General features: G+C 74.3%; 25 protein-coding genes. 16 read left to right on the top strand and 9 right to left on the bottom strand.

The features are described 5' to 3' along the window. Positions 1-92: 92 nt before the first annotated feature. The 6 genes from ACFRAR_RS19415 to ACFRAR_RS19390 all read left to right on the top strand — a co-directional run bounded on the left by ACFRAR_RS19415 (position 93) and on the right by ACFRAR_RS19390 (position 6,445). A complete protein-coding gene (locus ACFRAR_RS19415) occupies positions 93-1,349 on the top strand; it encodes a styrene monooxygenase/indole monooxygenase family protein (RefSeq protein ID WP_380699333.1) in 1,257 nt (418 codons plus the stop codon). Between the two features lie 207 nt (positions 1,350-1,556). Next, a complete protein-coding gene (locus ACFRAR_RS19410; RefSeq protein WP_380699331.1) occupies positions 1,557-1,964 on the top strand; it encodes an archease in 408 nt (135 codons plus the stop codon). 45 nt (positions 1,965-2,009) lie between these two features. Continuing rightward, positions 2,010-3,437, top strand: coding sequence for an RtcB family protein (locus ACFRAR_RS19405; protein ID WP_380699330.1), 1,428 nt, complete (start codon positions 2,010-2,012; stop codon positions 3,435-3,437). 173 nt (positions 3,438-3,610) lie between these two features. Beyond that, positions 3,611-4,663 (top strand): ABC transporter ATP-binding protein, encoded by a 1,053-nt coding sequence (locus tag ACFRAR_RS19400; RefSeq protein WP_380699329.1) that lies wholly within the window; start codon positions 3,611-3,613, stop codon positions 4,661-4,663. Next, complete coding sequence (locus tag ACFRAR_RS19395; RefSeq protein WP_380699328.1) at positions 4,660-5,493, top strand: ABC transporter permease subunit; 834 nt, start codon at positions 4,660-4,662, stop codon at positions 5,491-5,493. Before ACFRAR_RS19400 ends, ACFRAR_RS19395 begins: the two co-directional genes overlap by 4 nt. Before the next feature lie 271 nt (positions 5,494-5,764). Then, complete coding sequence (locus ACFRAR_RS19390; protein WP_380699327.1) at positions 5,765-6,445, top strand: type 1 glutamine amidotransferase domain-containing protein; 681 nt, start codon at positions 5,765-5,767, stop codon at positions 6,443-6,445. 174 nt (positions 6,446-6,619) lie between these two features. Here the strand turns inward: ACFRAR_RS19390 and ACFRAR_RS19385 are convergent, their stop codons facing one another. Continuing rightward, a complete protein-coding gene (locus ACFRAR_RS19385; protein ID WP_380699326.1) occupies positions 6,620-8,146 on the bottom strand; it encodes a carboxylesterase/lipase family protein in 1,527 nt (508 codons plus the stop codon). Positions 8,147-8,284: 138 nt separating this feature from the next. Here ACFRAR_RS19385 and ACFRAR_RS19380 point away from each other — a divergent pair, with 138 nt between their 5' ends. From ACFRAR_RS19380 to ACFRAR_RS19355, 6 genes are all read left to right on the top strand, one after another. Next, positions 8,285-8,947, top strand: a complete 663-nt coding sequence (locus tag ACFRAR_RS19380; RefSeq protein ID WP_380699325.1) for a TetR/AcrR family transcriptional regulator — start codon at positions 8,285-8,287, stop codon at positions 8,945-8,947. A 114-nt stretch (positions 8,948-9,061) separates the two neighbouring features. After that, complete coding sequence (locus tag ACFRAR_RS19375; RefSeq protein WP_380699324.1) at positions 9,062-10,135, top strand: TIGR03617 family F420-dependent LLM class oxidoreductase; 1,074 nt, start codon at positions 9,062-9,064, stop codon at positions 10,133-10,135. Between the two features lie 219 nt (positions 10,136-10,354). Continuing rightward, the gene (locus tag ACFRAR_RS19370; protein WP_380699323.1) at positions 10,355-10,903 is read left to right on the top strand and encodes a hypothetical protein; all 549 of its coding nucleotides are present in this window, start codon (positions 10,355-10,357) and stop codon (positions 10,901-10,903) included. Next, positions 10,900-12,711: a GMC family oxidoreductase gene (locus ACFRAR_RS19365; protein ID WP_380699322.1), complete on the top strand. Its 1,812-nt coding sequence runs from the start codon at positions 10,900-10,902 to the stop codon at positions 12,709-12,711. Before ACFRAR_RS19370 ends, ACFRAR_RS19365 begins: the two co-directional genes overlap by 4 nt. Beyond that, positions 12,708-13,550, top strand: coding sequence for a hypothetical protein (locus tag ACFRAR_RS19360; RefSeq protein WP_380699321.1), 843 nt, complete (start codon positions 12,708-12,710; stop codon positions 13,548-13,550). The genes ACFRAR_RS19365 and ACFRAR_RS19360 overlap by 4 nt, the downstream gene beginning before the upstream one ends. Next, positions 13,547-14,206 carry a DUF402 domain-containing protein gene (locus ACFRAR_RS19355; RefSeq protein WP_380699320.1) on the top strand — a complete coding sequence of 220 codons (660 nt, stop codon included), beginning with the start codon at positions 13,547-13,549 and terminating at the stop codon, positions 14,204-14,206. The genes ACFRAR_RS19360 and ACFRAR_RS19355 overlap by 4 nt, the downstream gene beginning before the upstream one ends. Before the next feature lie 84 nt (positions 14,207-14,290). On the opposite strand, the gene ACFRAR_RS19350 is transcribed toward ACFRAR_RS19355, so the two are convergent. The 5 genes from ACFRAR_RS19350 to ACFRAR_RS19330 all read right to left on the bottom strand — a co-directional run bounded on the left by ACFRAR_RS19350 (position 14,291) and on the right by ACFRAR_RS19330 (position 18,293). After that, the gene (locus tag ACFRAR_RS19350; RefSeq protein WP_380699319.1) at positions 14,291-14,683 is read right to left on the bottom strand and encodes a hypothetical protein; all 393 of its coding nucleotides are present in this window, start codon (positions 14,681-14,683) and stop codon (positions 14,291-14,293) included. Positions 14,684-14,846: 163 nt separating this feature from the next. Continuing rightward, positions 14,847-15,833 carry a bile acid:sodium symporter family protein gene (locus tag ACFRAR_RS19345; RefSeq protein ID WP_380699360.1) on the bottom strand — a complete coding sequence of 329 codons (987 nt, stop codon included), beginning with the start codon at positions 15,831-15,833 and terminating at the stop codon, positions 14,847-14,849. 125 nt (positions 15,834-15,958) lie between these two features. Beyond that, positions 15,959-16,276, bottom strand: coding sequence for a hypothetical protein (locus ACFRAR_RS19340; RefSeq protein WP_380699318.1), 318 nt, complete (start codon positions 16,274-16,276; stop codon positions 15,959-15,961). Beyond that, positions 16,273-17,160 (bottom strand): oxaloacetate decarboxylase, encoded by an 888-nt coding sequence (locus tag ACFRAR_RS19335; RefSeq protein ID WP_380699317.1) that lies wholly within the window; start codon positions 17,158-17,160, stop codon positions 16,273-16,275. The genes ACFRAR_RS19340 and ACFRAR_RS19335 overlap by 4 nt, the downstream gene beginning before the upstream one ends. Before the next feature lie 254 nt (positions 17,161-17,414). After that, on the bottom strand, positions 17,415-18,293 hold the full coding sequence (locus ACFRAR_RS19330; RefSeq protein WP_380699316.1) for a class I SAM-dependent methyltransferase: 879 nt from the start codon (positions 18,291-18,293) through the stop codon (positions 17,415-17,417). Positions 18,294-18,675: 382 nt separating this feature from the next. On the opposite strand from ACFRAR_RS19330, the gene ACFRAR_RS19325 reads away from it, so the two are divergent. After that, on the top strand, positions 18,676-19,203 hold the full coding sequence (locus ACFRAR_RS19325; protein ID WP_380699315.1) for a DinB family protein: 528 nt from the start codon (positions 18,676-18,678) through the stop codon (positions 19,201-19,203). Positions 19,204-19,228: 25 nt separating this feature from the next. Here the strand turns inward: ACFRAR_RS19325 and ACFRAR_RS19320 are convergent, their stop codons facing one another. Then, the gene (locus tag ACFRAR_RS19320) at positions 19,229-20,773 is read right to left on the bottom strand and encodes an MFS transporter (protein ID WP_380699314.1); all 1,545 of its coding nucleotides are present in this window, start codon (positions 20,771-20,773) and stop codon (positions 19,229-19,231) included. Continuing rightward, positions 20,770-21,360: a TetR/AcrR family transcriptional regulator gene (locus ACFRAR_RS19315; RefSeq protein ID WP_380699313.1), complete on the bottom strand. Its 591-nt coding sequence runs from the start codon at positions 21,358-21,360 to the stop codon at positions 20,770-20,772. The genes ACFRAR_RS19320 and ACFRAR_RS19315 overlap by 4 nt, the downstream gene beginning before the upstream one ends. Before the next feature lie 76 nt (positions 21,361-21,436). Between ACFRAR_RS19315 and ACFRAR_RS19310 the strand changes: the two genes are divergently transcribed. Beyond that, a complete protein-coding gene (locus ACFRAR_RS19310; protein ID WP_380699312.1) occupies positions 21,437-21,595 on the top strand; it encodes a hypothetical protein in 159 nt (52 codons plus the stop codon). A gap of 89 nt (positions 21,596-21,684) precedes the next feature. Here ACFRAR_RS19310 and ACFRAR_RS19305 read toward each other — a convergent pair whose 3' ends face one another. Further along, entirely contained in the window at positions 21,685-21,861 is a 177-nt protein-coding gene (locus tag ACFRAR_RS19305) for an antitoxin (RefSeq protein ID WP_380699311.1), read from the bottom strand. 152 nt (positions 21,862-22,013) lie between these two features. On the opposite strand from ACFRAR_RS19305, the gene ACFRAR_RS19300 reads away from it, so the two are divergent. Then, positions 22,014-23,633, top strand: a complete 1,620-nt coding sequence (locus ACFRAR_RS19300) for a M28 family peptidase (protein ID WP_380699310.1) — start codon at positions 22,014-22,016, stop codon at positions 23,631-23,633. A gap of 261 nt (positions 23,634-23,894) precedes the next feature. Continuing rightward, positions 23,895-25,301, top strand: a complete 1,407-nt coding sequence (gene lpdA, locus ACFRAR_RS19295; RefSeq protein ID WP_380699309.1) for a dihydrolipoyl dehydrogenase — start codon at positions 23,895-23,897, stop codon at positions 25,299-25,301. Positions 25,302-25,359 lie beyond the last annotated feature (58 nt).

Here is a 25,359-nt window from a genome sequence, read left to right as displayed (position 1 = left end):
GGGGCGATCCGTCCGCGCCCGGTGACCGGAGCGCGCCCGTTCGGATACTGTGCCTGCCTGACGTGCCGTCAGCAGACCATCGGGAGGCAGTCGTGCGCCGGATCGCCGTCGTCGGAGCGGGCCAGGCCGGCCTCCAGCTCGCCCTCGGGCTGGTGGCGGATGGATACGAGGTGACGCTGGTCGCCGAACGCACCCCGGAGCAGCTGCGCGCCGGCCGGGTGCTGTCCACCCAGGCGATGTTCGGCCCCGCGCTGCGGATCGAGGCAGCCGCCGGGCTGGACCTCTGGGCGGAGGAGGCACCGGCCGTCCCGGCGGTGGCGGCGGTCCTCGCGGTGCCCCCGGGGGTGCGGGCGCTCGAGTACACCATGACGCTGGACGAGCCCGCCCAGTCGGTGGACCAGCGACTCAAACTGGCCGGCTGGCTGGAGCTGCTGGCCGAGCGCGGCGGCCGGATCGAGTACCGCACACTGGACCCGGACGGGCTGCACGAGCTGGCCCGGCGGCACGAGCTGACCGTGGTCGCCGCCGGGCGCGGCGCGCTGGCCGGCATCTTCGAGCGCGACGCCGCCCGCTCGCCCTTCGACCGGCCGCAGCGGGCGCTGTCCTGCCTGTACGCGCACGGCGTCGGCTCGCCCGACCCGGCGGGCGAGCCGAGGGCCCGGATGAACGCCCTGCCGGGCCTCGGCGAGCTGTACCTGCAGCCGGCGCTCACCCTGTCCGGCCCGTGCGACATCCTGCTCTGGGAGGCGCTGCCCGGCGGCCCGCTGGACGCCTTCGGCGACGCCCCGTCGCCGGACGTCCAACTGGCCCGGATCCGCGAGCTGCTGGGCGAGTACCTGCCTTGGGAGGCGGAGCTCTGGACGGAGGCCGAGCCGACCGACGCCGGGGCCGGGCTGTTCGGCGCGGTCACCCCGGTGGTCCGGCGCCCGGTGGTGGAACTCGGTTCGGGCGTGGACGCCGTCCACGTGCTGGGCATCGGCGACGCGGTGGTGGTGACCGACCCGATCACCGGGCAGGGTGCCAACAACGCCGCCCGGGCGGCCGAGGCCTACCGCCGGGCCGTCGTCGAGCACGGCGAAGCCCCGTTCACGGCCGACTGGATGTGCCGTACCGCCGAGCGGTTCTGGCAGCAACAAGCGCGTCACAGCGTGGACTTCACGGCCTCGATGCTGACCGTCCCGGACCACCTCCAGTGGGTGTTCGCGGCCGCCGCCGAATACCCGGAGGTCGGCCGCCGGCTCGCCAACACCTACGCCGAGCCGAGCGAGCACGCCGCCTGGCTGGCCACCCCCGAACTGGCCGCCGCCTACCTGGCCTCGGTCGGAGCCCGAGAAGCCCGAGGTGTTTGAGGGGCCCGAGGTGTTTGAGGGGCCCGAGGCGTTTGAGGGGCCCGAGGCGTTTGAGGGCCTGAGAAGCCGGGCCCGGCCGTACCCGCCCGCACTTGCCCCCGGGCGGTGCGCGGGACGACGCTGGAGGGAAGACGGCAACGGGCGCGGGAGGCGTCGCACGTGGACGGACGCGAGCCCGCGGGCCGGTCCGGCCGTGGCCACCGGAGCGTGCCGCACACGGCCGACCTGCGGGTCGAAGCCTGGGCGCCGACGGCCGAGGGCTGCATCGGCGAGGCGGTGCACGCCGTCGTCGGGAGCTTCGCCGACCTCGCCGGTGCGCGGATCACCGGAGAGCGCGGCTGCACCGTCCTCGCGGTGAGCGACCCGGACCTGCTCGCCGGCGTCCTGGAGGAGGTCATCTACCGGATGGACGCCGACGGCGAACTGCCGGTCGCGGTGGCGATCGGCCCGATCGGGGGCCTGGACGGGGCCCGCCGGGTGACGGTCCGCTTCCGGATGGCCGAAGCCGCCACCGCCGCGCTGGTCGGCGCCGTGCCGAAGGCCGTCGCACTGCACGACCTGGACCTGAGCGCCGGGCCGGACGGCTGGACCTGCCGGGTCACGGTGGACGTCTGATCCGGGCGCCGGGCACGGCGGACCTGTGGGAGCGAGGTGGCCGAGGTGGAGATCGCACTGGCCGAGGCGGGTCGGCACCGCTGGCGGATCGAGCCGCGCCCACCCATGAGGGTGCCCGGCGTGGTGTTCGCGAGCGCCGCGCTGCTGCCGCAGGCCGCCGGGGACAAGGCACTGGAGCAGGTGGCGAACGTGGCGACGCTGCCCGGGATCGTCCGCGCCTCCTACGCGATGCCCGACGTGCACTGGGGCTACGGCTTCCCGATCGGCGGGGTCGCCGCCACCGACGTCGAGCGGGGCGGGGTGGTCTCGCCCGGCGGGGTGGGCTTCGACATCTCCTGCGGGGTCCGGCTGCTGGCGGCGGACGTCAGCCGGGACGAACTCGACCCGGAGCGGATCCGCCGCCTGATGGACCTGCTGGACCGCACCGTGCCGCGCGGCCTGGGCCGGGGCGGCCTGTGGCAGCTGTCCGGACCGGGGGAGCTGGACGAGCTGCTGCTCGGCGGCGCCCGCTACGCTGTCGAGCACGGTCACGGCGTGCCGCGCGACCTGGAACGCTGCGAGGACCGCGGGGTGCTGGCCGGCGCCGCCCCCGGCGAGGTGAGCACCCGGGCCGTCGAGCGCGGACTGCAGCAGGTCGGCAGCCTCGGTTCGGCCAACCACTTCCTGGAGGTGCAGGCCGTCGACCGGGTGCCGGACGAGCGGACCGCCGCCGCCTTCGGACTGCGGCCCGGCCAGGTCTGCGTCATGATCCACTGCGGCTCGCGCGGCCTCGGCCACCAGATCTGCACCGACCACGTCCGCGCCATGGACCGAGAGCTGCACCGCTACCGGATCGAGGTCCCCGACCGCCAGCTCGCCTGCACCCCGGTCGGCTCCCCGCGCGGCCGCGCCTACCTGGGCGCCATGACCGCCGCCGCCAACTACGGTCGGGCCAACCGGCAGCTGCTCTCCGAAGCCGCCCGCCGGGCCTTCGCCACCGCGCTCGGCGTCGGGCTGGAACTGGTCTACGACGTCTCGCACAACCTCGCCAAGCTGGAGACCCACGAGGTGGACGGCGAGCCCCGCACCCTGTGCGTGCACCGCAAGGGCGCCACCCGGGCGCTGCCGCCCGGCGACCCCGACCTGCCCGCCGACCTGGCGGAGGCCGGGCAGCCGGTGCTGGTGCCTGGCACCATGGGCACCGCCTCGTACGTCATGGTCGGCCTGCCCGGCAACGAGGCCTTCCGCTCCGCCTGCCACGGCGCCGGGCGGGTGCTCAGCCGCCACCAGGCGCAGCGCACCGTGCGCGGCGAACAGCTGAAGAGCGAACTGGAGGCGCAGGGCATCGCGGTGCGGCCGGCCTCCTGGCGGGCGCTCGCCGAGGAGACGCCCGAGGCGTACAAGGACGTCGACGCGGTCGCCGCCGTCACCGAGGCCGCCGGGCTCGCCCGGCAGGTCGCCCGACTGGTGCCGTTGGGCGTGTGCAAGGGGTGAGTCGCCGGCCCGGCCCGGGCGCGTCCCTCGACCGGCCCGGCCGGGCGCGCTTGGATGTCGGACGCGTCCGTCACCGGGGTGCGCCCGTCACCGGAAGAGTGCGGGCGGCGCCGGAGCGGAGCCGACGGCGGAGCGGATCCGCCACCCGGAGGCATCCGTCACAGGAGGTGGTCATGCCGGGGAACCAGGACCGACCGGACCGAACCGCGGACCACCGTGGCAGCGGACGCGGCCCGGTGATCGAACTGCGCTCGCTCACCAAGCGCTACGGCAGCACGGTCGGCATCGAACAGCTGGACGTCTCCGTCGAGGCCGGCGAGGTGTTCGGCCTGCTCGGCCCCAACGGCGCCGGCAAGACCACCACGCTGCGCTGCCTGGTCGGGCTGCTCGGCCCCAGCGAGGGGCAGGTCCGGGTGCTCGGCCTGGACCCGGTGGCCGACCACCGCCGGCTCGCTCCCTCGATCGGCTACCTGCCCGGCGAACTGCGCCTCTACCCCGAACTCACCGGGCAGCAGACCCTCGACCTGCTCGCCGCCCTCCAGGGCGCCGGGGTGCCGCGCCAGGGCGAGCTGTGCGAGCGGCTGAGGCTCTCCCCGGCCGACCTGGCACGGCCGGTGGGGCAGTACTCGCGCGGGATGAAACAGAAGCTCGGGCTCGTCCAGTCGCTCCAGCACCGGCCCCCGGTCGTGGTGCTGGACGAACCCACCGAGGGGCTGGACCCGCTGGTCCAGGAGACCTTCTACGAACTGCTCGCCGAGGAGACCGCGGCCGGACGCACCGTGCTGCTCTCCAGCCACGTGCTGCCCGAGGTGCAGCGGACCTGCCGCCGGGTCGCCATCGTCCGCCACGGCCGGCTGGTCACCGTCCGCTCGGTGGCCGAGCTGCGCCAGGCCCGGGCCCGCAGGGTCCGGCTGCTCCTCGCCGAGGGGCGGGGCGTCAGGCCGCTCGGCGCCGCCGAGCGGTGGTCCCCGCGCTGGGACGGTCCACGGGTCGAGCTGCTGGTGCCACCGGACGAGGTGGTGGGCGCAGTGCGGGCCCTGCTGGCGGAACTGCCGGTGGCCGACCTGACGGTGGAGGAGGCGGGCCTGGACGAGGCCTTCCTCGACCTCTACCGCTCCGTCGGCGCCGCGGACCCCGCGGACCCCGCAGGTTTCGAAGGCTTGGAAGGTTTCGAAGAGGACGGCGCGCGGGAAGGCGGCCGACCGGCACCGGAGGAGCGGCCATGAACCCGGGCACCGTCAACCGCCGCCTTCCGCTGGTCTGGCTCGCCCTGCACCGGCGCCGCCGGATGCTGTTCTTCCTGCTGTTCGGCATGGTCGTCTTCGAGACCCTGATCGTGGTGATCGCCGTGACCGTCCCGAGCGGCGACCTGTTCGGCGAACGCCGCACCCCGCCCGGCGCGTTCAAGGCCTTCAGCGGCTCCAACGGCGACATCTCCATCGCCAGCTACCCCGGCCTGCTCGGCGCCGGGCTCACCCACCCGTTCTGGATCGCCCTCCAGCTCACCGTGATCGGTTCGCTCGGTGCCGCCGCCGTCGCGGCCGACGTCGAGTCGGGCACCATCGAGCTCCTGATGACCAGGCCCGTCTCCCGGCGCCGACTGCTCGCCGAACGGGCCGGCGCCCTGGTCACCGCCACGGTGCTGCTCAACGCCGCCGCCACACTGACCCTCGCGATCGGGGTGGCGTCCTCCGCGAAGCTGCGCGAGGCCGTCCCGGAGAGCGCGGTGTTCACCGCCGGACTGCTCGGCTGTGCCCTCGCCTTCTGCCTGACCGGGCCGGTGCTGGCGGTCTCCGCGTTCAGCCGGCGCCGGGCCCATGTGATCGGTGCGGCCGTCGCCTTCGGCGCGGTCGGCTTCGCGCTCAACTTCGTCGCGCTGGCCTGGTCCCCGGCCCGCCCGCTGCGCTACCTGAGCCCGTTCCACTACTACGCCCCGGGCGACGTGCTCGGCCACGGCGGGGTGCCGTGGGCGGCGTTCGGGGTGCTGCTCGGGGTGGGGCTGATCGGGTTGCTGGCGGCCTTCCGGGTGCTGGAACGGCGGGATCTGGCGGTCTGAGACCGGGCGTGGGCGGTGCGTCGGTGCGTGGCGTGTCGGTGTGCGGGTGTCCGGACGCGGGCGCGGGGCCTCGATCGGCCGTTCGGGTGGCGGCCGCGGGCCGCCGGCGCCGGGCACGGCCAGGCCGCGCACTCCGGCCCGGCCGCGCGGTGACCGCCGGGGCGCCGTCCGCAGATCCGGCACGGTGGGCCGGGCGCGTCTAGCGTTGACGGAGTGAGTGCCGCGGCGGGGCCGTCGTGGCGGAGAGCACCACACCCTGGAGGCGCACCCGATGGCCGACATCCTGTTCGTCCTGACCGGTTCGAAGGTCTGGACGCTGAACGACGGCACCGCCCACCCGACCGGTTTCTGGGCGGAGGAGGCGGTCGTCCCGTACCGGGCCTTCACCGAGGCCGGCCACCGGGTCACGGTCGCCACTCCGGCCGGGGTGGTCCCGGTGGCGGACGGCGCCAGCCTGACCGACCCGGCGATGGCCGAGGAACTGCCGAAGATCACCGAGTTCCGGCACCCGTTGGTGCTGGCCGAGGTCGACCCGGGGGACTACGACGTCGTGTACTACCCCGGCGGCCACGGCCCGATGGAGGACCTGGCGGTGGACCCCGACTCCGGCCGGCTGCTGACCCGGGCGCTCGCCTCCGGGCGCCCGCTCGGGGTGGTCTGCCACGGCCCGGCCGCGCTGCTCGCCGCGCGGGGCGAGAAGAGCGGCTCGCCGTTCGCCGGGTACCGGGTGACGGGCTTCACCAACGCGGAGGAGGCCCAGGCAGGCTTGGCCGACCGGGCGCCGTGGTTGCTCCAGGACCAGCTGGTCGAGCTCGGCGTGGAGTTCGAGGAGGGCGAGCCCTGGGCGCCGCACGTGGTGGTCGACCGCAACCTGGTGACCGGCCAGAACCCCGCCTCCTCGGGCCCGGTGGCCGCCGAACTGCTGAAGCTGCTGCGGGTTCCGGCGGCGTAGCAGTGGCCTGGCGGTGGCACAGGGACGGCCTGGCGGTGGCATAGGGGCGGCCTGGCGGCGGGGGTAGTGGGCGAACGGCGGGTCACCCGGACGACGGGTGAGCGAGGGGCCGTGCGGGCGCGCCGCACCGCACCGTGCGGGCCCGCCTCTCACCCGGCTGGGCGAGGCCGGACGTCAGCGCAGGTCGTAGGCGGTGAGCGGGTGCCCGGACCAGATCCGGCGGGCGGTCTGCTCCGGGTAGCGGACGGTCTCCGAGCGGGCGTCCAGGACCCGGGTGAGCTGGGCGTCCGGTTCGAAGGAGGGCCACCCCGGGTCTCCGGTGGCGGCGAACCGGACCCAGGCCTGCCGCAGCTCCGCCGAGACCCGCACCGCCGCCGCGGTGGGCGGGTCGCCGAGGAAGTACCGGCCCATCGGGCTGCCCAGGGTGCCGAAGGCGAGGGACACGTCCAGACCGTGGCAGGCGCCGAGCGCGCCGTCCAGGGCGGGCGCGGGCAGGGCGAGTTCGAAGAGGTGGGAGGTGCCGCCGGCCGCCGCGTTGACCTCGGCCAGGCGCAGCGACGGCACCCGGAACAGCGCGTCCGAGCTGACCGCTTCGAGGAGTTCGGAGGGCGTCGCCTCCGGGAGGGCGGTCCGGTAGGCGTCCGGGCCGGTGGGCGGCGGGGCGAGCAGCTCCAGGGCGAGCCGGGCCTCCTCCTCGGTGAAGCCGCCGTGCCGGCCGCTCAGGACGCTGAACAGCCGGAACTCGTCCCGGGTGTGGCCGACCAGCAGGTCGACGCCGTCGGTGACCGCCGACCACGGCGAGTCGGGCAGGACCACGCCGTCGACCACCGGCACGGTGGCGATGCCGGTCTGGGCCAGCCGCCCCCAGCGCGCGAGGTACCGCGGCAGCGCGGCGCCGAGTTCGGTGACCGCCGCGGCCAGCCGCCAGGGGGGCACCTCGGCCAGGGCGGCGGCGGTCGGGGCCGTGCCGAGCAGCTTCGCCGTCTCGGCGGTGACCTCGGCGGCCAGGGCGGGGGTGCAGTGGTTGCCCGGGACGGTGTGGGCGACGGCCCGCCGGAACAGTCCGCGGGCCGCGTCCATCGTCAGCAGGGCGGCGACCGAGCCGGCGCCCGCGGACTGCCCGGCGACGGTCACCCGGGCGGGGTCGCCACCGAACCGGGCGATGTTGCGCCGTACCCAGCGCAGGGCGGCTAACTGGTCGAGGAAGGCGCGGTTGGCCGGGGCGCCCTCCAGTAGCAGGAAGCCCTCGGCGCCGACCCGGTAGTTGACGCTCACCACGACCAGCCCGTCGGAGGCCAGGGCGGTCGGGTCGTACAGCGGGTCGCCGGCGGTCCCCGAGATGAACCCGCCGCCGTGGATCCAGACCAGGACCGGCAGCCCGGCCGACCCCGGATCGGGCGTGCAGACGTTGAGCGTCAGCCAGTCGGTGTCCTCGGACGGCTCGGTGGAGCCGGCGGGCATCGGACCGGACTGCGGGACGACGGGGCCGAAGACGGCGGCCTCGCGGACGCCGTCCCAGGGCTCGGGCTCGACGGGGGCGGCGAAGCGGAGGGCGCCGACCGGTGGCCGGGCGTAGTGGAGGCCGCGGAAGACCGCGAGGCCCCGGTCCTCCTGCGGCTCCTGCGGCTCCTGTGCGCGCCGCTGCTCCCAGCGGCCGCGGACGAGTCCCTCGGTGGTGCGGACAACGGGCTGTTCTGGCATGTGTCCTCCCTCGGAAGGCCTCCCACGTTATCGGTCAGCTGTATTATGTCAAGTGTATGGAAAAGAACCCGCGGAGCCCGTAGAGTCCGGCACATACGGACGGGGTTCGTCCGGACAGAGTTCGAGGAGCCGCCGCCCATGCCCAAACAGGTCGACCACCAGGAGCGCCGCGAGACGATCGCCCGGGCACTGTGGCGGGTCGTGGAGCGGCGCGGCGCCACGCACCTGACGATGCGCGAGGTCGCCCAGGAGGCCGGCATCTCGCTCGGGCAGCTCCAGCACTACTTCGGCTCCCGGTCGCAGATGCTCTCCTTCGCGATGGACTTCGCCGGTGAGCAGAGCGGGCTGCGGGTCGGCCGGGCGCTGGGAGCGCTCGGGGAACGGCCGCACCCGCGGGACGTGCTGCGGGCGATGCTGCTGGAGATGCTCCCCCTGCACGCCGACGCCCGGGCGACCAGCCGGATGAGCGCCGCCTACGTGCTGGAGGCGCTGCACGACGAGGAGGTCCACGCGCGGGCGCGCGGCGCGTTGCTCCAGGGGCGGGCGCTGGTCGAGGAGGTGGTCCGGCGGGCGATCGCCGACGGGTACCTCGCGGCCGACCGGGACCCGGCGGTGGAGACGGACCTGCTGCTCGCGCTCACCGGGTTCGCCACCCTGCTGGAGCTGGACGTGGTCGGGCCCGCCGCCGCCCGTACGGCCGTCGACCGACACCTGGACCGGCTGTTCGCGGCGACCGGTGCCGCCACCGGGAACCTCGGCGCGGATGCGGATGCGGATGCGGATGCGGGGGCCGGCGGGTGAGGCAGCGGAGGGCGAGGCAGCGGAGGGGGAGCCGGCGACGGACCGTCCGGAGGGCCGGCCGGGGCGTGGCAGGCTACCCGGGTAGGACCGCCGCCCGCGACCAGGAGCACCGCCATGGACCGACCCGCCGCCTTCCGCCTCGACGCCACCGCCTCCGGACACCCGGCGGGCATCCTGGACGCCGCCGAGCAGGCCGAACGCCGGGGCATGGACCGGCTGGTGGTCGCCGAGACCGCGTACGACCCGTTCCTCCAGCTCGCCCGCGCCGCCGACCGGACCGAATCGATCGAACTGGCCACCGGCATCGCGGTGGCCTTCGCCCGCACCCCCATGACGCTGGCCTACCAGGCCTGGGGGCTGCACGCGGCCTCGGGCGGACGGGCCGTCATCGGGCTGGGATCGCAGGTCAAACCGCACATCGAGAAGCGCTTCGGGATGCCCTGGGACCGCCCGGCCGCCCGGATGCGCGAGTACGTCCACGCGGTGCGGGCGATCTGGCACAGCTGGCAGACCGGTGAACGGCTGCGTTTCCGGGGCGAGTTCTACACCCACACCGTGATGACGCCGGTGTTCTCGCCGGACCCGGTCCCGTCCGGGGTGCCCCGGATCCTGCTGGCGGGCGTCGGGCCGCTGATGACCCGGACCGCCGGAGCGGTGGCCGACGGCTTCCTGAGCCACCCGTTCTCCTCCACCGCCTACCTGGCCGAACAGGTGCTGCCCGGCCTGACCGAGGAGCGGGCCCGGGCCGAGGCGGAGGGCGCCGCCTGGACGGAGCGGCCGTTCGAGATCGTCGGCAACGTGCTCACCGCCACCGGCCGCACCGAGGAGGAACTGGCGGCCAACCGGGCGGCCACCCGCGAGCGGCTCGCCTTCTACGCCTCCACGCCGGCCTACCGTCCGGTCCTGGCACAGCACGGCTGGGAGGGCCTCCAGGAGGAGTTGCACATCCACTCGGTGCGCGGGCGCTGGGCGGAGATGGCCGCACTGATCGACGACGAGGTGTTCGACACCTTCGCGGTCTGCGGCCCGGTCGAGGAGGTCGCCCGGGAGATCCGGCGCCGGTACACGGGTCTGGTCACCCGGCTGTCCGTCAGCCTGCCCGAGGACGCCGACCCGGGGCTGGGTCTCGACGTCCTGGCGGCGGTGCGCTCGCCGGACCGACCGGAAGCGGGCACCGAGCGGCCGTGAGGGGCGGCTGATCGGGCAAGGGGCGACGAAGTCCGGGCAGATTCGTGCAACGCGTTTCCGGCGGCGAGGACGGGCGGCAGGATCGCGGTGGCAGGCCCGGCCGTGCGGTGAGGCCCGGCGCTCCGGACCTGCCGTGTTGTGGGGCCTGTCACGCCGAACGGTCGTGCCGTACGGCGTGTCATGCCTCGGCCACCCGTTGCCGATCCTGGGGGTGCCCGCGTGTCCGTGTCCGACGACCGCCCGGCCGACTACGACCTGGTGGAGTGCTGGGACCCCGTCGCGAACCAGTACGTCGACGCCCTGGCCGACCTCGACGAGTTCCTGCGCGTCTGCGCCGAGCTGACCGGCTTCGACGTCCCCGAGCTGCGCGCCACCGGCATGGCGGACGAGCACCACCGCACCACGCTGGCCCACCGGGTCCGCGACGAGCACGCCCTGGTCCACCTCTGGTACGTCGGCACCTGGCCCGGAGAGGCGCCCTCCTCCGCCCGCGCCCGCGACCAGGGGCTGGTCTGGCGGACCTTCCACGCCGGCCCGCCCGGTGCCGCCGCCCCCGGCCACGGCAGCTGGGCCGAGGCGCCGCGCGGAGCGGAGGTGCCGGGAGGACCCACCACAGGAGCCCCGGCGGGCACGTCGGCAGCGGTCTCGGCAGGGGCTTCGGAGAGCGCGTCGGCAGCGGCTCCGCACGGGGCTTCGGCGGCGGCCGATCCTCCGAGCGGAGCCGAGCCGGCGCCGGGGAGTGCGACACCCCGGGGTGAGGGCCGATGAGCGCGCGCTGGGACGCCGTCGTGGTCGGCGCGGGCTTCGCCGGGACGCTGGTCGCCCACCGGCTCGGGGCGCAGGGCTGGCGGGTCCTCGTGCTGGAGGCCGGGCCGGCCGCGCCCACCGGAGCCGAGGTCTCCACCGCCCACCGGGCGGCCGGTGGCGGACCGCCCACCTCGCCCTACCCGCACAACCCCGACGCCCCGTCACCGGACGTCGGTGACCTCACCGGCCGCCCGGACGGGGGCTTCACCGCCACCGGCCACCTCCGCCAGTACGGGCCGCTGCCCTACGCCAGCGGCTACCTGCGCGCCAACGGCGGCACCGGTCTGCTCTGGACCGGCCTCACCCCGCGCATGCACCCCGAGGACTTCCACACCGGCGACCTCGGCCACGGCCGCAGCTGGCCGATCGGCTACCACGACCTGGAGCCCCACTACCGCGAGGCCGAGCGGGAACTCGGCGTCGCCGCCGACGCCGAGGAGCAGCGCCGCGCCGTCGGACTGCCCATCCCGGACGGCTACGACTTCCCGATGCGCGCCATCCCGGCCAGTTACCTCGACCGGCAGCTGGCCCGTGTCCTCGACGGCCGGACCGTCCGCGACCCCGCCGAGCCGGGCCCGGCCCGGCTCGCCGTCACCGCCACCCCGCACGCCCGCAACGGCGTGCCGACCCGGCCCGGCTCCGCCGACGGGCCGCTCTGCGCGGGCAGTGCCAGTTGCGTCCCGGCCTGCCCGAGCGGAGCCAAGTACACCCCGCTGCGCACCCAGGCACGCTGGGCGGCCGGCGTCGAACTGCGCACGGAGGCCGTCGTCAGCCGGGTGCTGGCCGACCCGGAGACCGGGCGGGCCGACGGAGTCGAGTACCTCGCGGGCGGCAGGGTCCACCGGGTGCCCGCAGACCTGGTGGTCCTCGCCGCGCACGCGATCGAGAACGCCCGGCTGCTGCTCCTCTCCGGCCTGGCCAACCGCAGCGACCAGGTCGGCCGGAACCTGATGGACCACCCGGCCCTGCTCACCTGGGGGCTGATGCCCAGACCCGTCGGTCCCCATCGCGGGCCCGGTTCCACCAGTGGCCTGGAGTCGTTCCGCTTCGGCGTGGGCCGCCGCCGCCGGGCGCCGTTCCGGATCGAGATCGGCAACTGGGGCTGGTCCTGGGCGGGCGGCGCGCCGGAGACCGAGGCGGCGGCGATGGCCGCGGCGGGCCTGCGCGGCAAGGAACTGCGCGAGCGGCTCGGCGACCGGCTGGGCCGTCAGTTCTCCCTCCAGTTCGAGCTGGAGCAGCCGGCCGACCCGGCCAACCGGGTCACCCTGGACCCGGACCGGCGCGACCCGCTCGGACTGCCGAGCCCGGCCCTCCACTACGACCTCTCGGAGTACGTCCGCGAGGGCATGGCCTCGGCCCGGGCCGTCTCCGACCAGCTGTTCGCGCTGCTCGGCGCCGAGGACCACACCGCCTACCCGGCGGCCGGGTGGCCGGGGCGGCTCGAACACCGGGGGGCCGTCCACGGCTACCGGGGCGCCGGCCACGCCGGAGGGACCCACATCATGGGCGACTCGCCCGCGACCTCGGTGGTGGACCAGTGGCAGCGCTGCTGGGACCACCCCAACCTGTACGCCGTCGGCTGCGGCTCGATGCCGTCCCTGGGCACCTCCAACCCGTCGCTCACCATGGCCGCCCTCGCCCTGCGCAGCGTCGAACGGATGCACCGCGACCTGCTGGAGCTGCACCGCCCGGCGGCCGTGCTGCCACCGGCCGCTTCCCCCGCGCTTCCGTCCTCCTCGCCCTCTCCCACGCCCCCGGAGCCCTCATGACCGGCTTGCCGCTGCCGCCCGTACCGGAGCCGTACCACCTGCCCTTCCACTACGGCGCGCTGCACAACATCGGCGTCGACTACCTGGTCGACCTTGGGCGGGCCCGGGAGCTGCTCGCCAAGCGCCACCCGGGGCTGAACGCCGCCAGGTTCGACGGCGGAGCCTGCGTCTCGCTCAACTACCAGCTCTACTTCGCCCAGTATCCGAACGGCGGCGGCATCACCCAGGAGCTGGAGATCAACCTGGTCGCCCATCCGCTCTTCGCCGAGGAGCGGATCCCGGTGGTCAACTACGGTCAGTACGCCCGGGGTTACGACCAGACCAAGCTGCTCGGCATCGCCCGGTTGCACGTGCTCTGCGACAACCCGCTCGCCATCGACGCCGGGCGCCGGCTCTACGCCGAGCCCAAGCACCCGGGCTGGTTCGACACCACCCTGCCCTCCCTCAACGCGGCCGCCGTGCGCGAACGCTGGTCCGTGTCCTGCCGCCGGGCCACCCTCGGGTCCGACGGGCTGCGCCGCCACGACGAGGAACTCCTCGCCCTGGACGTGAACCTGATCGGCCTCACCCCCGAGTCCGTCAACAACACCCCGATCACCGGCTACGGCACCGACGACGAGGGCAAGCTGCTGGCCGGACCACTCGGCGTGTACCAGCCCTATCGCTACTACACCCTGGACGACCGGAGCGCCGAGCGCGTCCGGCTCGACCTCGGAAACCCCGCCGAGGAGTCGGCCCGCGACCTCGCCCACCTCATCGCCGACGCCCCGGCGGCCGGGGTCTGGACCTACCAGTCCCCGCCGGTCGCCGCCCACAACCGCGCCTACTACGTCCGGTGACGGCCCCGGTGTTCGCCCCGGGCGCTACCGCCGTCCGACGGGACGTCGTGCACGGCCGGGTCTGGTCGGCCATGCCCTACACGGTGCTCGCCGATGACGGCGCCACCCTGACCATCGCCGCCCGCCCGGGGACCGACAGCCTGGTTCCGGCCCGTTGGGCCGCCGCCGCCCGGGCCGGGGGCACCCGATCGGGCTGCATCGACGACCTCGCCGCCGGCCAGTGGGAGCTCGACCACTGGACCTGGCGAGACACCGTCGTGGTCGGCCGGTTCACCGCCGGAGCGCCGTTCAGCGTGCACCGCTTCCTGACGCCGGAGGGGCGGCCACTGCGCTGGTACGTCAACTTCGAGCGCCCGTACCGGCGGACGGCCATCGGCGTCGACACCTTCGACCTCTTCCTGGACCTGGTGATCGACCCCGACCTGTCGACGTACAGCTGGAAGGACGAGGACGAGTACGCCCAGGCCCGGCGCCTCGGTGTCGTCGACGAGGCCACCCACCGGCAGGTGGACCGGGCCCGCGACCTCGCCCTCGCCCAGCTCCGGGACCGCAGCGGTCCGTTCGCCCCCGAGCCGGACGCCTGGAGGCTGCCGCCCGAGGGACCGCTGCCCGTCCTTCCGGCCACTGCCCTCAGCACGCCCGCCGAAGGGGGATGAGGGCCGGGCCGCGCCCCCGGTTCGTTCCTCGTCACCGTCGCCTTCCCCGCGGTCCCTGGCCGGATCCGTCGGTCCGTCGTTCCGTCAGCAGTGGCAGCACACGTCCAGGACCACGGCCTCCGGATCCAGGGTGTCCACGTAGGCGTTGGCGTCCCGCAGACAGCCGTCGTCGCGCAGGTCGCTCCAACGTCCGGCCTCGTCGACGTAGAGGTGGCCGGGGTCACCGGGGGCTCTCCCGGCCGCGGAGTTCTTCAGGTCGGCGATCTCGGCCCAGCCCATGCCCTCCCGGTTCGGGAGGAGACCGCTCTCCCTGTTCATCCGCACCCAGTACACGCTGTTCGGGTCCGCCGGTTCGTACTCCCGGTAGGGGGCCACTTCGAGTTCGCTGTGGTACGGCATGAGGGCGGCGACCAAGGCCTCGCGGTACTGCTCGGGTGGCATCGGCGGCAGCACGACGAGCACGTCGTACGTCGACATCGGACTCTCCCCTTCGGGTCGTTGACCCGGCACATCCTGTCGAAGCGTGGTGCACCGGCGCACCCGGGTTACGGCCAGGCCGGGCGTGAACGCCGATCCGTGCTGGCGCGGCGTTCACGCCCAGGTGCCAGGTGCCAGGTGCCCGCCCGGGTCACGTTGAAGGTCACCCGGGCGCCGGCGGAGCGTCCGGGCCGGTGATCGCGGCCGGTGCCCGCGACCAGCGGCCGGCGAGCAGCGAGCCGACCACCAACTGGAGCTGGTGGTAGAGCATCAGCGGAAGCACCATCAGCCCCGCTGCCGGGCCGAACAGGACGGTGGCCATCGGCAGGCCGTTGGCCAGGCTCTTCTGCGAACCGCACAGCACCGCCGCGATGGTGGCCGGCCGGTCGAGCCCCAGCAGCCGTGCGCAGAGCCCGGTCACCGCCAGGGCGGCGGCGAGCAGGGCCAGCAGCACCGCGAGCAGCCCGAGCAGCGCCGGTGGTGTGACCAGGTGCCAGATGCCCTGGGACACCGCCGCGCTGAACGCCGTGTAGACGACCAGCAGGATCGACCCGCGATCCACCGGGGTCAGCACCCGTCTGTGCCGGGACAGCAGGCCGCCGAGCCAGGGCCGCAGCAACTGCCCCAGCAGGAAGGGCGCGAGCAACTGGAGCCCGATCCGCACCAGTCCGTCGGCGGACAGCCGGGTGTGCGAACCCAGCAGCCAGGCGGACAACAGCGGGGTCAGCACCAGCCCCGCCAGGCTGGAGTAGGTGCCCGCGCAGATCGCCGCCGGGACGTCGCCCCCGGCGACGCCGGTGAGTGCCACCGAGGACTGCACGGTCGAGGGCACCAGGCAGAGGAACAGCACTCCGGTCTGCAGCTGCCCGGTCAGCGGGACGGGTGTGAGCAGCGCGGTGGCCAGCCCGAGCAGTGGGAAGAGGACGAAGGTGGCGGCCGACACCAGCGCGTGCAACCGCAGGTGGCGCAGCCCGGCCAGCGTCTCGCGGGTGGAGAGCCGGGCGCCGTACAGGAAGAACAGCAGTGCCACCGCGAGGTCGCAGGCGACCTCGGCGATCCGCGCGGAGGGGCCCGAGGCCGGGAGGAGTGCCGCCAGCCCGACCGTCCCGGCCAGCGCCACCAGGTACCAGTCCGGTCGGCGGCGCAGCAGCCCGCGGCAGCGGGGCCCGAGATGGCGCCCCGTCGCCGCTTGGTCCCGGTGTGCCCGCCGTTTGCGTTCCAGGCTCCCACGCGCCCGGAGCCCGGACGGGGACTCCGGGCGCGCCAGGCGATCGGTCACGGGCCGCCTCCCGATGCCGGGCGGAGCGAGGGCCCGGACGAGGAATCAGGCCCCAGCAGACCGCCCACCAGCGAGCCGGAGCCGTCATGGTCACTGCCCGCGGAGCCGCTGCCGTTCTGGAGGTTGGCCGTCCGGTCGATCTCCAGCCAGGAGTCGGCGTTCGAGTTGTCCACGACGGTGACCAGAGAGCCACCGGCCGCCGCGGGCGCCGCGGCGCCCGCGAGCAGGGCGCAGGCGCCGGCCAGCCCGAGCACGGTGGCCCGCAGCCCGGCGGCCGGCGAGGGCGGGGCGGGCCCGCGCAGCCCGGCGCTCACGCCGACACCGCCATCAACCCACGGGAGCGCGAGATGTTCCGCTCCAGCAGCTCGGTGGACTCCCGCACGCCGACCTGCTCCCGACCCGCGGCCGGGGCGGGCAATCGCCCGTCGGAGCTCTTCAGCTCCGTCATCGCCTCGTCCATCGCCCGGTGCGCCGCGAACAGGCACGGCGTGCTGTAGATGGCCACGTCGACCCCCAGCGCGGACAGCTCGGAGAGGGACAACCGGGGCGACTTGCCGCCCGCGATCTGGTTGAACAGCAGCGGCTTGTCGCCGACCGCCCGGCGGATCCGGCGGATCCACTCCTCGTCGCGCACGCCGTCCACCAGCACCACGTCGGCGTCCGTGGCGGCGAGCGCCCGGGCCCGGCGCAGGATCTCCTCCTCCTCGGTGGCGTCGGTGCGCGCGACCACCACCAAGTCCGTCCGGTTGGCGAGGACGAGCTCCAGCTTCTCCAGGTACTCCGCCAGCGGCAGCACCAGCTTGCCGTCCGCGTGCCCGCAGCGGCGCGGCCGCTTCTGGTCCTCCAGGATCACGCCCGACGCTCCGATCCGTTCGAGCCTGCGCACGACGTGGCAGGCCACCTCCGGATCGACGTAGCCGTCGTCGATGTCGACCAGCAGATGGTGCCGGGGGAACGCCCCGCGCAGCCGCTCGACGAAGCCCACCATGTCGGGCCAGGCGATGAAGCCGATGTCGGGCAGCCCGTAGTACGAGGCCGCGAAGCCGAAGCCGGAGACGAACATGCCGTCGTAGTGCTCGGCCGCGATGGAGGCCGAGTACATGTCGTGGACGCCGATCAGCGGCGTCGTCCCCTGGCTCGCGATCTGCGCGCGCAGGCGCCGCCCGGGGTTGTCCGATGCCGTGTTTCCGTGGAACAAGGCCTTCTCCTCGCTGGGGATGACTTTGCCTGGACTTGGTCCTCACTAGACCGAACTGAGGTGTCATCACTATGCGGCCTTTAACGTTCCGTGGGCAAATCTTTAAGTGAGATTCACTCGCGAGAGTGAGGAATTGTCGAAAATATGAAATACCAAAAACGCGTTCATATGCTGGATTGAATCCGCGCTCACGTGGAACGGCGAAGGGGCCCGCCCTGCCCGGTGAGGGGGCGGGGCGGGCCCCTTCCGGGGGGTCAGCTGCTCGGCACCGGGGGGACGGCGCGGCGCTCGCGCAGGGTCCGGAGCATCCGGCGGGTGGCCTTGGTGGCGACCGGGGGCAGCAGCTCCAGCGCGAGCCGGCGCGGGGTGGAGCGGTGGGCCGGGGCCTTCACCCGGTAGTTGAGGCGCAGCACCCGGGCACCGGCGATGGTGTCCTCGTCGGCGGTGTACCCCTCGGCCTGCCAGTCGCGCTCCCGCAGCACCGCCCGGGCGGCCGCGGCGTCGCCCCAGGTGCCGTAGAACTTCATCGGGGTGAGCAGCACCGGTCGCAGCCCTCGCGTGAACACCGCCTCCCAGACCGCGGCGGAGACGCCCGGAGTGTGCTCGGAGCGGTAGTCGTCCAGGGCGACCAGGCCGTTCTCGGCGAGCGCGGCGCGGGCCACGGTGATGTCCCCGGCGACGTGTTCGTAGAGGTGGGAGGCGTCGATGTGGACGAAGCGGCAGCTGTCGGCCCGGACGCGGCCGTCGGCCAGCACCGAGGTGGGGGCCTGCACTATCTCGGGCAGCTCGCCGTGGAAGGCGAGGTAGTTGGCCTCGAAGGCGCTTCGGGTGAGGGTCTTGCGGTAGGACATGTCCATCTCGGCGGCGTTCTCGGCGTCGCCGGCCTCGGAGTCGAACAGGTCGCAGACCGTCAGCCGCTCGCCCGGTTGGAGGTGGTCACCGAGCAGGACGGCGCTGCGGCCGAGGTAGCTGCCGAGCTCCAGGATGTCGCCGGTGACGCCGGCCGTGGTCTGGGCGGACAGCAGGTGACTGAAGGCCGCCCGGTCGAGGCTGAAGAACCAGCCGGGGATGTCGTCCCGCCGCAGCGGAGTGGAGTGGACGGCGGCCTCGACCGCGGTCTCGGAAGTGGGCACGGCGGCCTCCAGGGGGACGGCGGGGCGCGGTGGCGGATCACGCCCTGGAGGGGACGTCGAGGACGTGAGGCGGATCATCATAGCGACGCCGGGGCCGGGTGGAACCAGATGCGGAAGGACCCAATTCCGAGTCTTCGCTCTGTCGTTCGGCAGGGGCGTGCGCCTTCGTTTCCACTCTCGATTCGCCTGTTCGGCCTAGCGTTCGGACCAGCGTCGGCTCCAGGGTCTGCCGCGGCATGGCGGCGGCGCCCTCCGCGGCGCCGGCCGGCCCGCTGACCGCGCTCTCCACCGAGGACCGGGCGGTGGCCGCCCAATCCGTCGGCTTCCTGCGGGCGTCGGCGTTCCGCCGGCCCGAGCGGGGGCGTGTGCCAGGGTGGGGACCATGGCAACCACACCGGACGGGCGGCCGATCCCGCCCCCGCGCGCCGATGAGCGCCTCATGCTGGAGAGCTGGTTGGACTTCCAGCGGGCCACGCTCGCGCGGAAGGCCGACGGGCTCGACGACCGGCAGGTACGGCTGGCGTCCGTCCCGCCGTCCCCGATGACCCTGCTCGGCCTGGTCCAGCACCTGGCCGAGGTCGAACGCAACTGGTACCAGCGGGTGTTCGCCGGCCGGGATGTTCCGCCGGTGTACGGCGCGGACAACGCCGACGGCTACGGACTGGACCCGGCGCGAGGGATGCCCGAGGCACTGGCGGACTGGACGGCGGAGGTCGAACTCGGCCGGGTCCTGACCGCGGACAAGCCGCTCGACGCGGCCGGCCCGCTCGACCCGCGGCACGCGGCCGTGATCGGCGCGGACAGCGTCTCGCTGCGCTGGATCCTGGTGCACCTGATCGAGGAGTACGCCCGCCACAACGGCCACGCCGACCTGATCCGGGAGTGCGTCGACGGCGTCACCGGCGTGTGACGGCGTGTGACGGCGCGGGAGGCGGTCAGCGGCCGGTGACCGGATCCGACTCCGCTGCCGACCCGGGTGGCGCGGGCGCGGTCCGACCGGGTGCGGCCCGACCGGGCAGCCGGCCGGACTCCGGTCCCGCCGCCCGGCCGGGCAGCCGCACGGCGAGCGGTGTCCCCGCACCGGCCACCGCCGCCATGGTCAGCGCGGCGGGTGTGAGCGCCGCGCCGGGGTCGGTGCGGCCGGAGGCGGTGGCGGCGAGGGCGATGCCCAGTGCCGGGCCGATGTTCAGCACGGTCTGCTGCAGGCCGCCCGCGACACCGGCCCGGGTGGTGGAAGCGCCCCGGACCAGCAGCACGGTGGCGGTGGCCATCACCGCGCCGAAGCCGGCGCCGAGCAGGGCGAAGCAGCCGCCGATCGCGACCGTCCCGGAGCCCGGTCCGAGCCGCGCGGTCAGCAACGCCCCCGCGGTGATCATCGCCATCCCGGTGAGGACCACCGCCCGTTCGCCGTGGCGCTTCGTCAACCGGGCGGAACCGGGCGCCGCGAGGATCATCGCCACGGCGAGCGGCGCCGCCCGCAGGGCGCTCTGCAGGGGGTCGAGCCCGAGCACGTCCTGGAGGAAGTAGGTGGCCGGGAAGAGCGCGCCCTGGAGCGCCGCCGAGGCCGCGAGCAGGACGCCGAGCGGCGGGGCGACCAGCGCCGAGCCGAGCAGCGCGGGCGGCAGCAGGGGGTGGGCGGCGCGGCGTTCGTGCCGGACCAGCAGCAGCGCGAGGACCGCGGCCGCGGCGAGTCCGAGCACCGGGCCGACGGACCAGCCGGCCTCCGGCAGCGCGACCAGGGCCTGCACCAGGCAGGCCAGCGCGAGTGCGAGCAGGGCCGCGCCGGGCAGGTCGAGCCCGGCGCCGCGCCCGGCGCCCGAAGGGCGGGAGCCGCTCGCGCCGCTCCCGGCCGGGGCCGCGGCGGCGGGCACCGCGCGCACCGACAGCAGGGCGGCCGCGGCGGGCAACAATCCCAGCAGGAAGATCGACCGCCAGCCGAAGTGCGCGGTCAGCGCCCCGCCGACCAGCGGCCCGGCCGCCGCGGCGAGTCCGATGGCGGCGGTGCGGATCGCGATCGGGGCGGCCAGCCGGTCGGTGGGCAAGGCGGCCCGCAGCATGCCCAGGGTGGCCGGTTGCAGTAGGGCGCCCGCCACGCCCTGGACCACTCGCAGCGCGATGACCCAGCCGATGCCGGGGGCGAGCGCGATCCCGAGCGAGGCGGCGCCGAAGCCCGCCACACCGAGCGCGAAGAGCCGCCGGTGCCCGTACCGGTCGCCCAGCCGGCCCGCGAAGACCAGCAGGGAGGCGACGGCGACGAGGTAGCCGGTTCCGGCCCACTGGACGGCGGCGACGGAGGCGTGCAGGTCGTGCTGGAGGACGGGACGGGCGACGGCCAGCGCGGTGCCGTCGACGGCGACCAGGACGGCGCCGGTGATGCTCGCGGCGAGGACTGCGCCCCCTCCTCCGGATCCTGCCGGGCGCGCGACGCCGGGCAGGATCCGGAAGAGAGCGCCGAGCCCCCGGCGGTGCGTCGGCGTCACCGGGGGGCCGGGCCGAGGTGGGCGTCCAGCACGGTGCGCAGCAGCGGCTCGACGGAGTCGCTGCCGGTGATCAGCCGCAGGCTGCCCCAGGTGCGCAGCTGGGCGAGACCGTGCAGGTTGGACCAGAGGGCGGCGGTGACGGCGGCCGGGTCGTCGGAGCCCGGGTGCACCTCGGAGACCAGCCCGACGAAGGTCCGGAACAACGGCAGGGTGGTGTGGCGCAGTTCGACACCGCTGTCTTCCAGCAGGTCGTGGCGGAACATCAGCTCGAACATGCCGGGGTTGGCGACCGCGAAGCCGAGGTAGGCACGGGCGAGGGCGTCGAGGCGGATGCGCGCGTCGGCGCCGGTGGTGGCGGCGACGGCGTCGGCGCCCGCGAGGGTGTCGGTGAGCCGGCCGAAGCCCTGCTGGGCGATGGCGGCGAGCAGCTCGCGGTGGGTGGGGAAGTAGCGGCGGGGCGCGCCGTGCGAGACCCCGGCGCGGCGGGCGATCTCGCGCAGGCCGAGCGCCTGGACACCGCCCTCGGCCACCAACTCGACGCCCGCGGTCACCAGTCGGGCCCGGAGGTCCCGTTCCTGTTCGGTCATGAAGACACTGTCTACCAGGGAGTCGTAGACAGTGTCTAATCGCGCCCGCGAGGGCACGGCGGGCAGAATCGACGGAATGGACGAAGGCGGCGAGCCGGCCTGCTGGCTGGACCGGGTGTGCCCGGAGTGCGGAAGGCTGCGCGAGCGACCCGGACCGGGGCCCTGCGAGAACTGCGGCGCGGTCGGCGAGGGCGAGCCCGGGGGCGGGCCGCCCGAGGCGGCGGACCAGGACTGAGCCCCGGTCCGGCCGTCCGGCCGGGCCGGGGCTGGTGAGCCGACCGGACGACGCCGGCCCGGAGCCCCGATGGAGTCCCGTGCGGTCCGCTACTGCGGGGGCTGGTCGCGGAACTGTTCCTTCAGCTTCTCCTGGGCGACGTCGGTCTGGCTGCTGTACTTGCCCTGAGTGCGCTGGTCGAACGTGTCGCCGGCCTTGTCGACGGCCTTCTCGGCCTGGTCCTCGTGGCCCTTCAGCAGGCTCTTGAGCTTATCCAACACGGACATCTGGTCACACTCCCGGATGAGACGCCCCCACCCCTCCAATATCACCGCGTGCGTCGCGGACCGCATCTCGCAAGGTGTGCGTAAAGGCTTGGCAACGGGATTCCGGTCAGGTCAAATCATGTCCTCACGGCCCGTCGGAAGGAGTTGCCCTGATGCTGCGCACCCGTCGCTCCACCTCCCCGCTCGACCGTTCCACCCCGTACGACCCCGTCGTCTCCCCGGGACGCCCGCGACCCGCCCTCGCCCGGCGCGGCGCGGGCGCCGCGCTGACCGTCGCCGCCCTGGTCGCCCCGCTGCTGCTGGCCGGCGCGGGCAGCGCCTCGGCGGACCCGGACCCGGCGCGCAAGGGTGCCAAGCTCGCCGCCCGGCTGGTCGAGGCCAGCGACGCCCGGGACGCCCGGGCCACCCTGGCCGCGCTCCAGAAGATCGCGGACCGCAACGGCGGCACCCGGGTGGCCGGCTCGAAGGGGCACGACCAGTCCGCCCGGTACGTCTACGAGCAGGCGCGGCGGGCCGGACTCCAGGTGTCCAGGCAGGAGTTCACGTACACCTTCTTCGAGGCCCGCTCGGAGCACCTCGACGTGGTGTCCCCGAAGGCCGAGTCGGTGCCGGTGATCGCCATGACGTACTCGGTGAGCGGCCCGGCGGAGGGCCTGACCGCGGACCTGGCCGTCGTTCCGGTCAGCGCCGCCACCGGCTGCGCGCCCGCCGACTACCCGGCCGGCGCGTTCACCGGAAAGATCGCGCTGATCCGCCGCGGCGGCTGCCCGTTCGCGGAGAAGCAGGCCGCCGCGGCGGCCGCGGGGGCGGCCGGGGCGATCGTCTACAACAACATCGAGGGCAGCCTCAACGGGACGCTCACCGACCCGACGGCCGGGAGGATCCCGACCGGCGGGATCACCAAGGCGGCCGGTGAGGCCCTGGCCGCCGAGGCCGCCGCCGGTCCCGTCCGGGTGACGCTGGACATCCGCACCTACATGGAGCCGCGCAAGACCTGGAACGTCATCGCCGAGACCCGCGGCGGCGACCCGAGGAACACCGTGATGGTCGGCGCGCACCTGGACTCCGTCCCCGAGGGGCCGGGCATCAACGACAACGGCTCCGGCTCGGCCGGCATCCTGGAGGTCGCGAAGAACCTCGGCGTGCACCCGGTGAAGAACAAGGTCAGGTTCGCCTGGTGGTCCGCCGAGGAGTTCGGCCTCAAGGGCGCCGAGGCGTACGTGAACTCCCTCTCCGAGGCGGATCGGAAGAAGATCGGCCTGTACCTCAACTTCGACATGATCGCATCCCCCAACTACGCGCAGTTCGTCTACAACGGCTCGGGCAGCGCCGGCGGCGACGCGGGCCCCGAGGGCTCGGCGCAGATCGAGCGGGACCTCAACGGCTACCTGGACGGCCGCCGCCTGCCGCACGACCCGACCGCCTTCGACGGCCGCTCCGACTACGGTCCGTTCATCGACGCGGGCATCCCGGCCGGCGGTACCGACACCGGCGCCGAGAAGTTCAAGTCCCCGGAGCAGGCGGCCCGTTACGGCGGCAAGGCGGGCGCCGCCTACGACGCCTGCTACCACAAGGCCTGCGACGACCTGGGCAACATCGACATGCGCGCCTTCGACGTCAACATCGACGTGATCGCGAACGCCGTCGGCACCTACGCCTGGGACCTCTCCTCGCTGCACAAGCCCGTCCCCGCGCAGCGCCCGGCCGCGAAGGCGGCCACCGGCGCCGCGGCGGGTATCAACGGCAGCCCCTCCCACGGGGTGGCGGCCTGAGACCGGGGTGGGCCCGCCGCTCCCGGGTTGCGGGCCCACCCGACCGCCGTACGCGAAGCCTCCATCCGGGACCTCCCTCCGTCATCGCCCCTGGTGGGTGCGGGTGGCCGCCAACGTAGCGGAGGGGACTGACAATCCGGCCCGGGGGCCGGTACGGTGCCGCGAGCGCGTCCGCCGAGACCCGGCGGGTGCGCCGAGCCCGGTCCTGACACCATGGGACCGAGATCACGACACCGTGACACCCTCGGAGGAGTCAGCAACATGAGCACGCACTACGACGTCGTCGTCCTCGGCGCGGGCCCCGGCGGCTACACCGCCGCCGTCCGCTCGGCACAGCTGGGCCTGAAGGTCGCGGTCATCGAGGCCAAGTACTGGGGCGGCGTCTGCCTCAACGTCGGCTGCATCCCCTCCAAGGCCCTGCTGCGCAACGCCGAGCTCGCCCACATCTTCACCAAGGAGGCCAAGACCTTCGGCATCAAGGTCGACGGCCAGGTGACCTTCGACTTCGGCGAGGCGTTCCGGCGCAGCCGCACGGTGGCCGACGGCCGGGTCAAGGGCGTCCACTACCTGATGAAGAAGAACGGCATCACCGAGTACGACGGCTGGGGCACCTTCGTCGACGACCACACCCTCCAGGTCGCGCTCAGCGGCGGCGGCTTCGACGTCGTGACCTTCGACCACTGCGTCATCGCCGCCGGTGCCACCACCCGCCTGCTGCCCGGCACCAGCCTGAGCGAGCGCGTGGTCACCTACGAGGAGCAGATCCTCACCGAGCAGCTGCCGGAGAGCATCGTCATCGCGGGCGCCGGCGCGATCGGCGTCGAGTTCGCGTACGTGCTGCACAACTACGGCGTGAAGGTCACCATCGTCGAGTTCCTGGACCGCGTGGTGCCGCTGGAGGACGTCGAGGTCTCCACCGAACTGGCCAAGCAGTACCGCAAGCTGGGCATCGAGGTGCTGACCTCCACCCGGGTCGAGTCGATCGACGACAGCGACCCGAACGCCAAGGTCCGGGTCACCGTCACCAAGGACGGGCAGCAGCAGGTGCTGGAGGCCGACAAGGTGCTCCAGGCGATCGGCTTCGCGCCGCGCGTCAACGGCTACGGCCTGGAGAACACCGGGGTCAAGCTCACCGACCGCAACGCCATCGCGGTGGACGGCCGCGGCCGCACCAGCGTCGAGCACATCTTCGCGATCGGCGACGTGACGGCCAAGCTGATGCTCGCGCACGCCGCCGAGACGATGGCCGTGATCGCCGCCGAGACCATCGGCGGGGCGGAGACGATGGAGGTCGACTTCGTCATGATCCCGCGCGCCACCTACTGTCAGCCGCAGGTCGCGTCCTTCGGCTACACCGAGGCGCAGGCCCGCGAGCTGGGGTACGACGTCAAGGTCGCCAAGTTCCCGTTCACCGCGAACGGCAAGGCACACGGCCTCGGCCACCCGATCGGTTTCGTCAAGGTCATCAGCGACAACGCGCACGGCGAGCTGCTCGGCGCCCACCTGATCGGCCCGGAGGTCACCGAGCTGCTGCCGGAGCTGACGCTGGCCCAGCAGTGGGACCTGACGGTCCACGAGGTCGCCCGCAACGTGCACGCCCACCCGACCCTCGGCGAGGCGGTCAAGGAGGCCATCCACGGCCTCGCCGGTCACATGATCAACATGTGACGCGCCGCTCCTGACGAACCCGCCGTGGGCCCCGCCCGCCACACCCCCGCGGGGGGCC

Origin of the sequence: Kitasatospora sp. NPDC056651 (genome assembly GCF_042792155.1) — a bacterium.
In the GTDB taxonomy this organism is placed as follows: domain Bacteria; phylum Actinomycetota; class Actinomycetes; order Streptomycetales; family Streptomycetaceae; genus Kitasatospora.
This window is presented reverse-complemented; position numbering and strand designations above follow the sequence as displayed.

Excerpts from the sequence above, each read along its gene's own strand:
- ACFRAR_RS19315 (WP_380699313.1), bottom strand. The coding sequence starts at position 21,360 with ATGACCGAACAGGAACGGGACCTCCGGGCCCGACTGGTGACCGCGGGC.
- ACFRAR_RS19390 (WP_380699327.1), top strand. The coding sequence starts at position 5,765 with ATGGCCGACATCCTGTTCGTCCTGACCGGTTCGAAGGTCTGGACGCTG.
- ACFRAR_RS19365 (WP_380699322.1), top strand. The coding sequence starts at position 10,900 with ATGAGCGCGCGCTGGGACGCCGTCGTGGTCGGCGCGGGCTTCGCCGGG.
- ACFRAR_RS19395 (WP_380699328.1), top strand. The coding sequence starts at position 4,660 with ATGAACCCGGGCACCGTCAACCGCCGCCTTCCGCTGGTCTGGCTCGCC.
- ACFRAR_RS19400 (WP_380699329.1), top strand. The coding sequence starts at position 3,611 with ATGCCGGGGAACCAGGACCGACCGGACCGAACCGCGGACCACCGTGGC.
- ACFRAR_RS19380 (WP_380699325.1), top strand. The coding sequence starts at position 8,285 with ATGCCCAAACAGGTCGACCACCAGGAGCGCCGCGAGACGATCGCCCGG.
- ACFRAR_RS19385 (WP_380699326.1), bottom strand. The coding sequence starts at position 8,146 with ATGCCAGAACAGCCCGTTGTCCGCACCACCGAGGGACTCGTCCGCGGC.
- ACFRAR_RS19375 (WP_380699324.1), top strand. The coding sequence starts at position 9,062 with ATGGACCGACCCGCCGCCTTCCGCCTCGACGCCACCGCCTCCGGACAC.
- ACFRAR_RS19300 (WP_380699310.1), top strand. The coding sequence starts at position 22,014 with ATGCTGCGCACCCGTCGCTCCACCTCCCCGCTCGACCGTTCCACCCCG.
- ACFRAR_RS19350 (WP_380699319.1), bottom strand. The coding sequence starts at position 14,683 with ATGTCGACGTACGACGTGCTCGTCGTGCTGCCGCCGATGCCACCCGAG.
- ACFRAR_RS19325 (WP_380699315.1), top strand. The coding sequence starts at position 18,676 with ATGGCAACCACACCGGACGGGCGGCCGATCCCGCCCCCGCGCGCCGAT.
- lpdA (WP_380699309.1), top strand. The coding sequence starts at position 23,895 with ATGAGCACGCACTACGACGTCGTCGTCCTCGGCGCGGGCCCCGGCGGC.
- ACFRAR_RS19360 (WP_380699321.1), top strand. The coding sequence starts at position 12,708 with ATGACCGGCTTGCCGCTGCCGCCCGTACCGGAGCCGTACCACCTGCCC.
- ACFRAR_RS19305 (WP_380699311.1), bottom strand. The coding sequence starts at position 21,861 with ATGTCCGTGTTGGATAAGCTCAAGAGCCTGCTGAAGGGCCACGAGGAC.
- ACFRAR_RS19310 (WP_380699312.1), top strand. The coding sequence starts at position 21,437 with ATGGACGAAGGCGGCGAGCCGGCCTGCTGGCTGGACCGGGTGTGCCCG.